Source organism: Achromobacter sp. SIMBA_011 (assembly GCF_046535435.1).
Lineage (GTDB): Bacteria > Pseudomonadota > Gammaproteobacteria > Burkholderiales > Burkholderiaceae_B > Achromobacter > Achromobacter dolens.
In genome coordinates, this window is sequence record NZ_JAWRWN010000010.1 from 22,020 (window position 1) to 35,604 (window position 13,585).

12 protein-coding genes are annotated in these 13,585 nt (G+C 68.5%); 7 read left to right on the forward strand and 5 right to left on the reverse strand.

Annotation, left to right across the window (positions count from 1 at the left end; all coding sequences use genetic code 11):
• Window positions 1-54: 54 nt before the first annotated feature.
• Window positions 55-1,581: an amidohydrolase family protein gene (locus tag SB816_RS25610; protein WP_410547701.1), complete on the reverse strand. Its 1,527-nt coding sequence runs from the start codon at window positions 1,579-1,581 to the stop codon at window positions 55-57.
• A gap of 238 nt (window positions 1,582-1,819) precedes the next feature.
• On the opposite strand from SB816_RS25610, the gene SB816_RS25615 reads away from it, so the two are divergent.
• The gene (locus tag SB816_RS25615) at window positions 1,820-3,148 is read left to right on the forward strand and encodes an LLM class flavin-dependent oxidoreductase (RefSeq protein WP_410547702.1); all 1,329 of its coding nucleotides are present in this window, start codon (window positions 1,820-1,822) and stop codon (window positions 3,146-3,148) included.
• Window positions 3,149-3,160: 12 nt separating this feature from the next.
• Here SB816_RS25615 and cysW read toward each other — a convergent pair whose 3' ends face one another.
• From cysW to SB816_RS25635, 4 genes are all read right to left on the reverse strand, one after another.
• Window positions 3,161-3,988 (reverse strand): sulfate ABC transporter permease subunit CysW, encoded by an 828-nt coding sequence (cysW, locus tag SB816_RS25620; protein ID WP_054502459.1) that lies wholly within the window; start codon window positions 3,986-3,988, stop codon window positions 3,161-3,163.
• A 3-nt stretch (window positions 3,989-3,991) separates the two neighbouring features.
• Window positions 3,992-4,834 carry a sulfate ABC transporter permease subunit CysT gene (gene cysT, locus SB816_RS25625; protein ID WP_054430478.1) on the reverse strand — a complete coding sequence of 281 codons (843 nt, stop codon included), beginning with the start codon at window positions 4,832-4,834 and terminating at the stop codon, window positions 3,992-3,994.
• An 80-nt stretch (window positions 4,835-4,914) separates the two neighbouring features.
• Entirely contained in the window at window positions 4,915-5,931 is a 1,017-nt protein-coding gene (gene cysP, locus SB816_RS25630) for a thiosulfate ABC transporter substrate-binding protein CysP (protein WP_054474425.1), read from the reverse strand.
• A 211-nt stretch (window positions 5,932-6,142) separates the two neighbouring features.
• Window positions 6,143-7,087: a LysR family transcriptional regulator gene (locus SB816_RS25635; protein WP_410547703.1), complete on the reverse strand. Its 945-nt coding sequence runs from the start codon at window positions 7,085-7,087 to the stop codon at window positions 6,143-6,145.
• 181 nt (window positions 7,088-7,268) lie between these two features.
• Between SB816_RS25635 and SB816_RS25640 the strand changes: the two genes are divergently transcribed.
• The 6 genes from SB816_RS25640 to SB816_RS25665 are packed head-to-tail and all read left to right on the forward strand — an operon-like array spanning window position 7,269 to window position 13,545.
• A complete protein-coding gene (locus tag SB816_RS25640) occupies window positions 7,269-8,474 on the forward strand; it encodes an aminotransferase class V-fold PLP-dependent enzyme (protein ID WP_054502461.1) in 1,206 nt (401 codons plus the stop codon).
• A gap of 45 nt (window positions 8,475-8,519) precedes the next feature.
• Complete coding sequence (locus SB816_RS25645) at window positions 8,520-10,073, forward strand: ABC transporter substrate-binding protein (RefSeq protein ID WP_410547704.1); 1,554 nt, start codon at window positions 8,520-8,522, stop codon at window positions 10,071-10,073.
• Window positions 10,074-10,080: 7 nt separating this feature from the next.
• Window positions 10,081-11,037: an ABC transporter permease gene (locus SB816_RS25650; RefSeq protein WP_116793531.1), complete on the forward strand. Its 957-nt coding sequence runs from the start codon at window positions 10,081-10,083 to the stop codon at window positions 11,035-11,037.
• Complete coding sequence (locus SB816_RS25655; protein ID WP_175167792.1) at window positions 11,034-11,864, forward strand: ABC transporter permease; 831 nt, start codon at window positions 11,034-11,036, stop codon at window positions 11,862-11,864. Before SB816_RS25650 ends, SB816_RS25655 begins: the two co-directional genes overlap by 4 nt.
• Window positions 11,861-12,727, forward strand: a complete 867-nt coding sequence (locus tag SB816_RS25660; RefSeq protein ID WP_144657371.1) for an ABC transporter ATP-binding protein — start codon at window positions 11,861-11,863, stop codon at window positions 12,725-12,727. Before SB816_RS25655 ends, SB816_RS25660 begins: the two co-directional genes overlap by 4 nt.
• Entirely contained in the window at window positions 12,724-13,545 is an 822-nt protein-coding gene (locus tag SB816_RS25665) for an ABC transporter ATP-binding protein (protein WP_410547705.1), read from the forward strand. The genes SB816_RS25660 and SB816_RS25665 overlap by 4 nt, the downstream gene beginning before the upstream one ends.
• Window positions 13,546-13,585 lie beyond the last annotated feature (40 nt).

Genomic DNA, 13,585 nt, shown 5'->3' on the forward strand with positions numbered 1-13,585 from the left:
GCAACCGGCCGGCATCACGCCGCCCGGCGGTCAGGCAAACAGCGGCGGGCGGGATCAGGCGGCCGCGCGCGCGGGCGCGGCGGCGGCGAGCTTGCGCTCGATGGCGGTGCCCTGGAAGAAGGCCGGATTGGCCTCGGTATAGAAGCGGTAGGGGTTGCCGAACACCAGCGCCTTGAAGTCCTGCGCGCTGATCACGCCCTGTTCGACCAGGTCCCAGCTTTCGGCCAGCGGCGCGGTGAGGTCGGGCACGTCCCAGTGGCCGATGTCCGAGGACCAGATGGCGTTGATCTTCACGCCGAGCGGGTTGACCTTGTCGTTGAAGGCCGCCGCCACGGTGCGGTCGTCGGATTCCGAGCCGAAGTAGAAGCTGTCGACCCAGCGCTTGCGGATGTCCTCGACCGATTCGATGCCGGCGGCGGCGAAATCGTCCAGTTCGTCCGGATGCGGGTCGCGGCTGTGCGGCAGGGCCGAGATGCCCAGGCTGTCGCGCAGCAACTGCTGCGGGTCGATGTCGCGGCCCCGGATGAAATCAGCGCCGTAGCGCTGGAACAGCTCGTGCAGCAGCGCCACGTCGGCGTTGGCCGGGTTGTAGTTCTGCACCGCCGCGCGGTTGCGCTTTTCCCAGCGGTCCACCAGGTGGGTGTAGACGTGCGAGCCCCAGTCGGCGCCGCCTTCCAGCAGCGCCACGCGCAGGTTCGGAAAGCGCCGCGTGACGCCGCCGAAGAACAGCGCCTTGGCGAAGGCCTGCGAGCCATCGGCGAAGTGGCCGATGTGGTTGAACATGTAGTTGCTGATGGAATGGCGCCCGGTCCAGCCCTGGCTGCCGTAGTGCGTGGTGACCGGCACGCCCAGCTCGACCACCTTGGCCCAGAACGGGTCGTAGTCGTACTCGCTGTCGATGCCGTAGAAGTCGATGTAGCTGGCGTGTTTCGAGACCTCGGGATGGTCGGCGGCGGGATACTTGCGCGCGATCGCCTTGATCGGCCGCTTCACGCCGCCGGCGATGTTGATGACTTTCAGGCCCAGCGTCTTGACCGCGAACTCCAGTTCCTCGATGCCTTCCTGCGGCGTGTTCAGCGGAATGCCGGCCACCGGCGTCAGGCGGTCGCTGTACTTGCGGTACTGGTCGGCATGGAAGTGGTTGATGGCGCGGTGCAGCGGCTGGCGGAACTCGTCGCCCGCGGCCAGCGGCGCCAGGACGTCATTGGGGAATAGCACGGAGTAGTCCGCGCCTTGCTCGGCCAGGCGCTCGTTGAGCAGCTCGGGCAGGGTGTAGGTGGCCAGGTCCAGCGTGTTGCGCGTGACCCGCGCCCACCAGGGCGAGCGCAGGGTGCGGTTGTCCTGGCGCTCGGCCGGCGTCTGCTGGTACCAGTCCTTGCCGCCGCTCTTGGTGGCGAAGCGCGAACCCAGCGCCTTGCGCAGCGCATCCACCAGCTTGCCGCCGCCGTAGTGCTGGACATAGTCCTCCAGGACCGGCGCGTAATCGTTGACGTGCACGTCGGTGTCGATCACCGGGAAATCCAGGGTCGCCTTGACGGCGGCGGACCGTGACGCGTGGCTCGGGTGCAAAGGCTGGTTCATGCTGGCGCTCTCCGTGGGTCATGTCGCGAGGCGCAGGGGAAGGTCCCTGCTTGCCCGGCAAACATTACGGGAGCGCCGCGCGGCGACCAACGAAGGATTGGTTGTTTAGTTGTGCGTCATGACCAAATAACCGGCGCGCGCTCGACGCGCCGGCTTATAGCCATATAGCGCCAGGTTGGTTCGCCTGGCCGTCGGGGCGCGCTATCTTTTTCGTTTCGGCGAAAACAGGGTTCTTGTCATGCCAGCGCAACGTCAACTCAAGCTGGGCGCGTTCATGCGCCCCGTCAGCATCCACACCGGCGCCTGGCGCTACCCCGGCGCCCAGCGCGACGCCAATTTCAACTTCGAGCACCTCAAGCGCTACGCCCAGGCGCTGGAGCGGGCGCGCTTCGACGCGTTCTTCATGGCGGATCACCTGGCGCTGCTGAACATGCCGATCGAGGCGCTCAAGCGCAGCCATACCGCCACTTCGTTCGAGCCGTTCACGCTGCTGTCCGCGTTGAGCCAGGTGACCGAGCGGCTGGGGCTGGTGGCGACCGCGTCGACCACCTTCGATGAACCGTTCCACGTGGCGCGGCGCTTCGCCTCGCTCGACCACCTGAGCCAGGGGCGCGCCGGCTGGAACATCGTGACCACCTCCAATCCCGACGCCGCGCTCAATTTCGGCCGCACCGAACAGCCCGACCATGCCCGGCGTTATGCCCGCGCCCGCGAGTTCTACGACGTGGTCACGGGCCTGTGGGACAGTTGGGCCGACGACGCCTTCATCCGCGACGCCGACAGCGGCATCTATTTCGACCCGGCGCGCCTGCGCACGCTGGATCACCGCGGCGAACACCTGTCGGTGCGCGGACCGCTGCACATCGCGCGGCCGGTGCAGGGCTGGCCGGTGATCGTGCCGGCGGGCGCCTCCGAGCCCGGCCGGCAACTGGCGGCGGAGACCGCCGAGGTGGTATTCGCCGCCTCTGCCACGCTGGAGGACGGGCAACGCTTCTATGCCGACGTCAAGGGCCGCATGGACGCGCTGGGGCGCGACCGCGACCATCTCAAGATCCTGCCCGGCGTGCTGGTGGTGGTGGGCGAGACCGATGACCAGGCGCGGGCCATCCGCGCGCGCCTGGACAGCCTGGTGCACTACGAAAGCGCGATCGCCTCGCTGTCGGTCGCGCTGGGGTGCGATGCCTCGCGCTTCGATCCGGACGCGCCGCTGCCACCGTTGCCCGAGACCAACGCCAGCAAGAGCAGCCAGGAACGCGTGCTGCGCCTGGCCGAGCGCGAATCGCTCACGGTGCGTCAACTGGCGCAGCGCCTGGGCGGCTATGGCGGGCTGGCGATGGTCGGCACGGCCGCGCGCATCGCCGACCAGATGCAGGAATGGCTGGAGACCGAGGCATCCGACGGCTTCAACGTCATGTTCCCGTGGCTGCCGGGCGGCCTGGACGCTTTCGTCGGCCAGGTCGTGCCGGAACTGCAGCGGCGCGGCATCTTCCGGCGCGAGTACGAGGGCCGCACCCTGCGCGAGAACCTGGGGCTGCCGCGTCCGGCCAACCGCCATTTCACGCCGTGACGGGCGCCGCGGTCAGTGCGTCGGCGCGGGGCGGGCCTCGCCCCGGCGCCGCTCCATATAGGTCTTGACCACCAGTGTCAGCAGCGCCATGCAGGCCAGCAGCGCCGCCGCCGTGAAGGCGGCAACGGTCTTGTAGTCATCGTTGAGCTGTTCGATCAGCAGCGGCAGCGTCAGCGTCTTGCCCCGGATGGCGCCGGCCACCACCGACACCGCGCCGAACTCGCCGACCGCGCGCGCATTGGTGATGACCGCGCCGTACAGCAGGCCCCACTTGATGTTGGGCAGTGTCACGCGGCGGAAGATCTGCCAGCCGCTGGCGCCCAGCGTCAGCGCGGCCAGTTCCTCTTCCTGGCCTTGCGCCTGCATCAGCGGAATCAGCAGGCGCGCGACGAACGGCGAGGTCACGAACACCGTCACCATCAGGATGCCGGGCCAGGCGAACATCAGTTGCACGCCGTGGCCGCTGAGCCAACGGCCGAAGATGCCTTCCAGGCCGTACACCACCAGGTAGCACAGCCCGGCCACCACCGGCGAGGTGGCATAGGGGATGTCGACCAGCGCCACCAGCAGGCGGCGGCCGCGGAAATCGTAGCGCGTCACGCACCAGGCCAGCAGCACGCCGAACACCAGGTTGACGGGCACGCTGACCACCGCGGCCAGCAAGGTCAGGCCGATGGCGGCGCGCATGTCGCTGGCGCCCAGGTTCTGCAGCAGGGCGTCGAAGCCGCCGGCGATCACCCGGGCGAAGATCAGGGCCAGCGGCAAGGCCAGCAACAGCAGGGCGGCGAGCAGGCCGGCGCCGATCAGCAGGCGGCGCGGCCAGGGGGAAGGGCGCGTCATGGCTCAGATTCCCGGCACGCGCTGCCACGGCAGCAGGCGGCCCTGCAGCACCTGCAGGGCGAACAGCAGCAGCAGGGAGGCCGCCAGCACCACGGTCGCGATGGCGGCGGCGGCGGGGTAGTTGTATTCGGCCAGGCGGCTGAAGATCATCAACGACGTCACCTCGGTCTTGTAGGGAATGTTGCCGGCGATCATGACCACCGCGCCGAATTCGCCCAGGCTGCGGATGAAGGCCTGCGAGCCGCCGGTGAACAGGGCCGGCACCAGCGCCGGCAGCAGGATGCGCCAGGCGGTCTGGCCCGGGCTGGCGCCGAGCGTGCGGGCGGCTTCCTCGTATTCGGCCCCGATGTCGGCCAGCACCGGCTGCACCGAGCGCACCACGAACGGCAGGCTGGTGAAGATCATGGCGATCACCAGGCCCGGGAATGCATACGAAATCTTGATGCCCAGCGGCGCGAACCATTGGCCGACCCAGCCGCCCGGCGCCAGCAGCACCGACAGGGTCAGCCCGGCCACGGCCGTGGGCAGCGCGAATGGCAGGTCGATGGCGGCGTCCAGCAGGGCCCGCCCGGGGAAGCGGTAGCGCACCAGGATCCAGGCCAGCAACAGGCCGATGACCAGCACCACGGCGGTCGAATAGAACGCCGCCAGCAGCGTGACGCGGTAGCTGGCGAGCACGCGCGGGTCGGTGACGGCCTGCCAGTACTGGCCCCAGCTCATCTGGCTGCTGTAGAGCGGCAGGGCCGACAGCGGCAACAGGATCACGAGCGTGATGAACAGGCTGCTGACGCCGAAACTGAGGCCGAAGCCGGGCAGGACGGGATGCTGCCGGAAGAACGTGGACATGCGGACCTGAACGTAAAAACGCCAGCCACCCTCGCGGGCGGCCGGCTGACGAGACGGAAGGCGGGGATCGACGCGGCGCGTCAGCGGCCGGCGCCCAGCAGTTGGTCGAGCACGCCGTTGGCGGCGAAGTGGGTCTTGGTGATCTGGTCCCACGAGCCCAGCACGTCCTGCGGATTGATCAGCCGGATCGACGGAAAGCGGCTGGCCGCGGCCTTGACCGCCTCGGGGTCATGCACCCGGTAGTTGAAATCGGTCAGCAGCTTCTGGATGGCGGGCGAGTACTGGAATTGCAGATAGGCCTCGGCGACCTTGCGCGTGCCTTTCTCGTCGGCGACCTTGTCGACCACCGCCACCGGGAACTCGGCCAGCACGCTGACCGGCGGCACCACCACCTCGAAGCCCTGCGCCTTGAACTCGTCGCCCTTGGCGATGTTGTTGACCTCGGATTCGAAGGTCAGCAGCGCGTCGCCCTGGTTGTTCTGGGCAAACGCCACGGTCGCGCCGCGGCCGCCGGTGGGAAAGCTCTCCACGTTCTTGAGCAGCTTGCCGACGAAGGCGCGGGTCTGCGCGTCGTCGCCCTTGAACTTCTCGTTGGCGTAGAGCCAGGCGCCCAGGTACGAGTAGCGCGCGTTGCCCGAGGTCTTGGGATTCGGGAACACCAGCTTGACGTCGTCGCGCACCAGGTCGTCCCAGGTCTTGATGTTCTTGGGATTGCCCTTGCGCACCAGGAAGGCAATGGTGCTGTAGTAGGGCGAGCTGTTGTTGGCGAACTTCTTCTGCCAGTCGGCGGCCAGCAGCTTGTTCTGCGCCAGGATGTCGACGTCGGGCACCTGGTTGAAGGTCACCACGTCGGCCTTCAGGCCCTGGATGATCGACTGCGCCTGGCGCGAGGTGCCGGCGAACGACTGTTCGATCGTGACGTCCTGCCCGGTCCTGGCCTTCCAGTCGGCCTGGAATTTCGGATTGATGGCGGCGAACAGTTCGCGCGCGATGTCATAGGACGTGTTGAGCAGGGCCTGGGGCGCTTGCTGGGCTTGGGCGGCGCTGGCGGCCAGCGCCGTCAGCGTCAGGGCCGAGGCGAGCAGTCGTTTGAGCAAAGGGCTTCTCCGGATGAAAGACGCTACGCGGGAAACCCGCGGCCGGGGCGAAAGGCCCCGATACCGCATGATGCTTATGCCGGCCGCTATTTGGAAATATTCAATTACCTTTAACTCATAGCCGGGCGTTGTAACCGGCGCGCCGCACCCGCGTTTTCCGGCATGTGGCGGTCTCGCGGATCGACCAGGCCTGGCGCGGGCGGCGCCGGTCTCACGGGAACGCCATCAACGCGTCGCTTTCGGCGGGATCGGGCTCGATCAGTTCGACCCGTTCCGGCGCCATCTCCTTGACCAGCCGGATCAGCATGCGGGCGAACTCGCGCGCCTGCTCCGACGGCGCAAAGGCGCTGGGCAACAGGAAGCCGTAGGGCATGGTCAACCGCGGCTCGAAATCGCGCAGCACGATGCCCGGCACATTGGCCGCCAGGATCGGATCGGCCAGCGCAATGCCGATGCCCAGCGCCGCCAACTGGCAGGCCGACTGGCCGGAGGAAGTTTCCATCACCAGCCGCAGCGGCAGCCGGCGCCTGGCCATCAGATCGTCGATGTGCTGACGCAGCAGGGTAAACGGGCGCAGCGCGATGAAAGGCTCGTGCTGGATGTCGTCGGCGGTGACCACCGCCTTGGCCGCCAGCCGATGGCCCTCGGGCATGGCGATCACCAGCCGCACCTGGGCGAAGGTGCGCGAGATGATGCCGGGGAAGTCGATCGGCAGCGCCGCCACGCCCAGGTCGAACTGCTGCCCGGACATCCACAGGCCGACGTCGACCCGCGAGCGCACCTCCAGCGACACCCGCGTATGCGGATGACTGCGGGCAAACTCGGCGATGGCGCGCGGCGTGACGCTGTAGGCGAAGTACGGCTGGGTCAGGATGCGCAGCCAGGCGTCCTGCCTGTCGCGGATCGAATCGGCGATGCGCGAGACCTCTTCGAACCCGGCCAGGATGTGGCGCGTGCCTTCGTAAAAGCGCAGGCATTCCTGCGTCGGGATCAGGCCGCGCCCCTGGCGCAGGAACAGCGGAAAGCCGACTTCCTCCTCCAGCGCCGAGATCAGCCGGCTGATCTGCGGCTGGGTCCGATGCATGCGATGCGCGGCCTCGGTAACGCTGCCGGTCTCGAGCACGGCGCGCAGCGCCTGCAGGCGGTTCAGGCGCATAGGGACAAACCCCGATGGGTCGGACAGGGGGGTGGCGCTAGTTGGATACCGCGCCAGAGGGAAAATCGCCTTGGCCGCGCCAACACATTACAAAAGCGCATGAATCAATACTCCAAACGAAATTGACGCATGAATTCACGCAATCTTAGGATCATCCCACCTTCAATGAAAGAGGCGCGGCGTGAATATCCTCGACAAACCGGTTTCCGTGGGCGGACCCGCGGCACTTTTTCCCGATGACCGCAACGGCATCGAACAGCTCGACTGGAGCAATATCGGCGACGCGTTTCCGATCAAGCAGCGGCGGGCCTACCTGAACAACGCCTCGATCGGAGCGCTGAGCCTGCCGGTGGTGGCGGCGGTGAACCGCTTCATGGAGGACGTGCGCGACAACGGCCGCAACGCCTATCCCGAGTGGTGCCGCTACGCCGAGGAGACCATCAAGGCCCGCATCGGCCGCCTGATCGGCGCCCATCGCGATGAGATTGCCTACGTCAAGAACACCACCGAAGGGCTGGTTAACGTGGCCAACGGCTTTCCCTGGCGCGACGGCGACAACCTGATCCTGCCGGACATCGAATACCCGTCCAACGTCTATTGCTGGATGAAGCTGGCCGCGCGCGGCGTGACCATCCGCTGGGTCAAGAACCGCAACGGCCGCATCCTCGTCGATGACATCCGCAAGCTGATGGACGACCGCACCCGCCTGGTGTCGCTGAGCGCGGTGCAGTTCTCCAACGGCTTTCGCCAGGACCTGGAGGCCACCGCCAACCTGTGCAACGAGCGCGGCGTCTACCTGAACCTGGACGCGATCCAGTGGGCCGGTTCGCTCGAACTGGACGTGGAGAGGCTGGGCGTCCATTTCCTGTCGGTGGGCGGCCACAAGTGGATGCTGGCGCCGATCGGCACCGGCTATTTCTATTGCCGCAAGAGCGTGCTGGGCCTGCTGGATCCGCCCAGCGTGGGCTATCACAGCGTCGACAGCACCGAGGACCACATGCACTACCTGCTGGAGTACCGGGCCAACGCCGGGCGCTTCGAGGAGGCCCTGGCCAACTTCACCGGCATCTGGGGCCTGGACGCCGCGGTGCGCATCCAATTGGCGCTGACGCCGGCCCGGATCGAGTCGCATATCCTGGAGCTGACCGATTACGCCAGCGCCGCGCTGCAACGCAAGGGCTACCAGATCGTCAGCTCGCGCGCGCCGGGCGAGGCCTCGGGCAACCTGTCGTTCAAGCACTCGGGCCAGGATGCGCAGGAACTGGCGCTGCGCCTGCGCGAGGCGGGCGTGGATCTGGCGGTGCGCGGCGGCAACCTGCGCATTTCGCCGAGCTACTACAACGATTCCACTGAAATTGACCGCCTGGTCGAGGCGCTGCCGTCCTGAGGGCGCGCCTGGCAAGCGGATAATCCAGAGCAAAAGGGGTACAACATGACGTTCAAGCAGACCTGGCGCCGGATGGCGCAACTGGCGGGCGCGTGCGCGCTGGCGGCCGCCGCCGCGGTCGCGCACGCGGCCGACACGCCCAAGCCCGGCGGCACGCTGCGCTATGGCACGGTGTCGGAAATCGTGTCGCTCGATCCGCACGTCTACGGCGGCAGCGCCTGGAAGGTCCTGATCGAGGCGCTCTACAGCCCGCTGGCGGGCTACGACAAGAGCGGCGCCATCGTGCCGCGCCTGGCGCAAAGCTGGGACCAGCCCGACGCCCGCACGATCGTGTTCCACCTGCGGCCCGACGTGGCGTTCCAGGACGGCACGCCGGTGACCGCCGACGACGTCAAGTTCTCGCTCGACCGCATCCTGGAGCCGGGCACCGGCGCCACGCTGCGCTCGAACCTGCTGGGCGCCACCGTCACCGTGGTGGATCGCGCCACCGTCAAGGTCGAAAAGCCGTCGCCCGACGCCACCATGCTGAGCCTGCTGGCCTTGCCCGAGGCGGCCATCGTGTCGCGCAAGTGGGTCGAGAGCGGCGCCAACCTGAAGCTGTCGGCCAACGGCACCGGCCCGTTCCTCTTGAAGAGCTACGAACCCGCCGTGCGCGCCAGCCTGGTGCGCAACCCGCGCTATTTCGTGGCCGGGCAGCCGTACCTGGACGGCGTTGACTTCCGCATGATCAAAAGCGACGACGCGCGCGTCAACGCGCTGCGCAGCCAGTCGCTGGACATGATCGACTTCGTGCCGTGGAAGGACATCGACGTCCTGCGCCGCAATGCCGGCACCAGGATCGACACCGCCGGCGGCGCCTTCATGAGCGTCTGGTTCAACGCCAGCAAGAAGCCGTTCGATGATGCCCGCGTGCGCCGCGCGGTGTCGTACGCCATCGACCGCGAGGCCGTGTCCAAGGCCGCCTTCTTCGGCTATGGCAAGCCCATCTACGGCGCGCCGACGCCCGAGGATTCGCCGTACTACGACAAGTCGCTGGACGGCACCTACAAGCGCGACACCGCCAAGGCCCGCGCGCTGCTGGCCGAGGCTGGCTACGCCAATGGCGTGGACGCGTCGATGGTGGTGTTCCAGGGCCTGGGCATCTACACCACGATGGCGCAGGTGGTGCAGGCCAACCTGAAGGATGTCGGCATCAACCTGAAGCTGGAGCCGGTCGAATGGGCCACGCTGGTCGAGCGCAAGAACCGCGGCGACTATGATTCGATGATCTACGGCGTGTCGGTCAAGCTGCCCGACCCCGATGCCTACGCCTATTACCTGGGCGGCGACTCCAGCTATTGGGCAAAGCCGATCGGCTACCGCGACCCCGAGCTGGAAAAACTGCTGGCCGAGGGCCGCGCGCTGACCGACACGAAGGCGCGCCAGCCGATCTACCAGCAGGCCGAAAAGCGCATCCTGGAGACCAGTCCCTGGGTGTTCGTGAGCTGGCGCGAACAGGCCCAGGGCTACCTGCGCAAGGTGCACGGCTACACGCAGTTGGGCGGCGCGCTGAGCGAAAGCAGCCCGGGCATTTCGCTGCCGACCATGTGGATCAACTGAGGCCGGCATGCTGCCTTTCCTGTTCAGACGCCTGGCGTCGGCCATCGTCACCCTGGCGCTGGCGACGGGCGTGGTCTTCATCGCCATCCACCTGCTGCCGGGCGATCCGGTCGCCATCATGCTGGGCGATCAGGCCGGCAGCGATCCGGTGGCCGTGGCGCGGGTGCGCGCCCAGCTCGGCCTGGACCTGCCGCTAGGCACGCAGTTCACGCACTGGGCCGGCGCGCTGGCGCGCGGCGACCTGGGCGTGTCGCTGCGCACCGGCGAGCCGGTGGCCGACGAGCTGGCGCGGCGCATTCCGCGCAGTCTGGAACTGATCGGCGCCGGCCTGCTGGTGGCCGTGCTGCTGGGAGTGCCGCTCGGCGTGGTGGCGGCGCGCTCGCGCGGCCGGCTGGCGGGCGCCGCGGCCTCGGTGGTGGCGGTGGCCGGCTTCTCGGCGCCGGTGTTCGTGCTGGGCATCCTGCTGGTGCTGCTGTTCAGCCTGGCGCTGGGCTGGCTGCCGTCGTCGGGCTTCGTGGCGTTCTCGGACGATCCCGCGCAGCACCTGCTGGCGCTGATTCTGCCGTCGCTGACCATCGGCCTGAACTTCATGGGCGTGGTGGCGCGCATGACCCGCGCCAGCCTGTCAGACGTCATGGGCCGCGACTACGTCAAGCTGGCCCGCGCCAAGGGTCTGCCGCGCGGCAAGGCGATCCTGCGGCACGCGCTGCCCAACGCGCTGGTGCCGGTCATCGCCATCGTCGGCGTGCGCGCCGGCAACCTGCTGGGAGGCACCGTCATCATCGAGGCCCTGTTCGACTGGCCGGGCCTGAGTTCGCTGCTGGTGAGCGCTGCCTTCTCGCGCGACTATCCGGTGATCCAGGGTTCGCTGCTGGCCATCTTCGCCTTGTTCATCCTGATCAGCCTGGTCATCGACCTGGCGCAGGGTTTCGTCGACCCCCGCATCCGCAGGCCCTCCGCATGATCGCATTCCTTCGAGCTTCCAAGGCCGGCGTGCCGGTGCACCTGGCGCTGGGCTTCCTGACGGTGGTGGTGCTGGCCGCCGTCTTCGGGCCGGCGCTGGGGCTGGCCGATCCCTATCTCATCGACGCCGCCAATCTGCTGTCTTCGCCATCGTGGCAGCACTGGCTGGGCACCGACGAGCTGGGGCGCGACCTGCTGGCCCGCGCGGTGTACGGCGCCCGCGTGTCGCTGTCGGTGGCCGCGGCCGCCGTGATCCTGGCCGGCGTGCTGGGCGTGGCCGTCGGCGTCGGCGTGGCCTTCCTGGGCCGGCGCGCCGAGGCGGCCGCCATCCGGGTGGTGGACGTGTTCGTGTCGCTGCCGGAGATTTTCGTGGCGCTGGTGGTGCTGGCCTTCATCGGCGGCAACCTGCCGACGCTGGTCGCCACCATCGGCGTGCTGTACGCGCCGCAGTTCGCCCGGGTCGCGTGGGGCGTGGCGCGCGGCATCCGGGCGCGCGAGCACGTGCTGGCGGCCAGTTCGCTGGGCGCGGGCACCGGCTGGATCATCTGGCACGAGGTGCTGCCCAACATGCGCTCCATCATCGCGGTGCAGGCCTCGTTCACTTTTTCCTTCGCGATGCTGCTGGAGGCGGGCCTGAGCTTTCTCGGCCTGGGCGTGCGTCCGCCGGTGCCGTCGTGGGGGCAGATGGTCGGCTCGCTCAAGGATTACCTGTTCACAAATCCATGGCCGGTGCTGGTGCCGGCGCTGGCGCTGTTCTTCACGGTGCTGGCCGTCAACGTGCTGGGCGACTGGCTGCAGGACGCGCTCAATCCGGAGTTGCAACGATGAGCCCCGAAACGGATGTGCTGCTGTCGGTCAGGAACCTGACCGTCGATTTCGACACGCCGCAGGGGACGTTCGCCGCGGTCAAGGGCGTGGACCTGACCCTGCGGCGCGGCGAGGTGGTGTGCCTGGTGGGCGAATCGGGCTCGGGCAAATCGGTCACCGGCTTTTCCCTGATGGGATTGGTGGACGCGCCCGGACGGGTCGCGGCCGACGAGCTGCGTTTCGCCGGCCGCGACCTGTTGCGCGCCACCGAGCGCGAACGCGACGCGCTGCGCGGCAAGGACATCGCCATGGTGTTCCAGGAGCCGATGACCGCCCTCAACCCCGGCCGCAACGTCGGCAGCCAGATCGCCGAAGTCATGCGCATCCATGGCGACATCGGCCGCCAGGCCGCCTGGGAGCGGGCGGTGGCGCTGCTGGAGCGGGTCGGCATCCGCGAACCGGCGCAGCGCGCCAAGGCCTATCCGCATGAGCTGTCCGGCGGGATGCGGCAGCGGGTCATGATCGCCATCGCCTGCGCCTTGTCGCCACGGCTGATCATCGCCGACGAGCCGACCACCGCGCTGGACGTGACGGTGCAGGCCCAGGTGCTGGAACTGCTGTTTTCAATCCAGGCCGAGACCGGCGCCGCCGTGCTGTTCATCACGCACGATCTGGGCGTGGTGGCCGAGATCGCCGACCGCGTGGTGGTGATGCGGGCGGGCGAAGTGGTGGAGGAGGGCGACGTGGGCCAGATCTTCGGCCGGCCCGCGCATCCCTACACCCAGGCGCTGCTGGCCGCCGTGCCGGACGTCGACGCGCCGCGCGATCGCGGCCGCCGGCTGGCGCGGCGTGCGCGGGCCGAGGCACAAGGATCCTCATCATGAGCGAATTCATTTTGCGCGCCGAAGGCGTCACCAAGGATTATGTCGCCGCCCGCGGCCTGCTGGGCCAGCCGACGCGGCTGGTGCACGCGGTCAGGGGCGTCAGCCTGGCGGTGGCGCCGGGCACCACGCTGGCGCTGGTAGGCGAATCGGGATCCGGCAAGAGCACCCTGGGCCGCTGCATCGCCGGACTGTTGCGTCCAACCTCAGGCCATATCGAGCTGGCGGGCCACGACGTGCGCCATCTGGCGGGCAGTCGGCTGATGGCGTTCCGGCGCCAGGTGCAAACGATTTTCCAGGATCCCTATTCCAGCCTGAATCCGCGCCGCCGGGTCGGCGACGCCATCATGGACGGCATGGTGATCCACAAACTGTTCTCACCCGACGAGCGCCGCGACCGCATGCAGGCGCTGCTGGCGCGGGTGGGACTGCGGCCCGAGCACGCGCAGCGCTTCCCGCACCAGTTCTCGGGCGGCCAGCGCCAGCGCATCGCCATCGCCCGCGCCCTGGCGCTGGAGCCGCGCTTCATCATCGCCGACGAGGCCGTGTCGGCGCTCGACGTCTCGGTCAAGGCGCAGGTGCTGGACCTGCTGGCCGACCTGCAGGCCGAGCAGGGGCTGACCTACCTGTTCATCTCGCACGACCTGGGCGTGGTGCGTCACTTCGCCGACCGGGTCGCCATCATGGCCGCGGGCGAACTGGTGGAAGAGGGCGAGTGCGACCGCATCTTCGAGGCGCCCGCGCAGGACTACACGCGCAGGTTGATCGCCGCCGTGCCGCGCCCCGATCCGTCGCGCCGTCGCCTGCGCCAGGCGGCCTGATCCGGGGCGCGGGCTTGACGCGGATCAAGCCCGCGCATCG

Bases quoted from the DNA above. Each gene is read 5' to 3' on its own strand.
- SB816_RS25615 (WP_410547702.1), top strand. From the start codon at position 1,820: ATGCCAGCGCAACGTCAACTCAAGCTGGGCGCGTTCATGCGCCCCGTC.
- SB816_RS25650 (WP_116793531.1), top strand. From the start codon at position 10,081: ATGCTGCCTTTCCTGTTCAGACGCCTGGCGTCGGCCATCGTCACCCTG.
- SB816_RS25635 (WP_410547703.1), bottom strand. From the start codon at position 7,087: ATGCGCCTGAACCGCCTGCAGGCGCTGCGCGCCGTGCTCGAGACCGGC.
- SB816_RS25645 (WP_410547704.1), top strand. From the start codon at position 8,520: ATGACGTTCAAGCAGACCTGGCGCCGGATGGCGCAACTGGCGGGCGCG.
- SB816_RS25655 (WP_175167792.1), top strand. From the start codon at position 11,034: ATGATCGCATTCCTTCGAGCTTCCAAGGCCGGCGTGCCGGTGCACCTG.
- SB816_RS25610 (WP_410547701.1), bottom strand. From the start codon at position 1,581: ATGAACCAGCCTTTGCACCCGAGCCACGCGTCACGGTCCGCCGCCGTC.
- cysW (WP_054502459.1), bottom strand. From the start codon at position 3,988: ATGACGCGCCCTTCCCCCTGGCCGCGCCGCCTGCTGATCGGCGCCGGC.
- SB816_RS25665 (WP_410547705.1), top strand. From the start codon at position 12,724: ATGAGCGAATTCATTTTGCGCGCCGAAGGCGTCACCAAGGATTATGTC.
- cysT (WP_054430478.1), bottom strand. From the start codon at position 4,834: ATGTCCACGTTCTTCCGGCAGCATCCCGTCCTGCCCGGCTTCGGCCTC.
- SB816_RS25660 (WP_144657371.1), top strand. From the start codon at position 11,861: ATGAGCCCCGAAACGGATGTGCTGCTGTCGGTCAGGAACCTGACCGTC.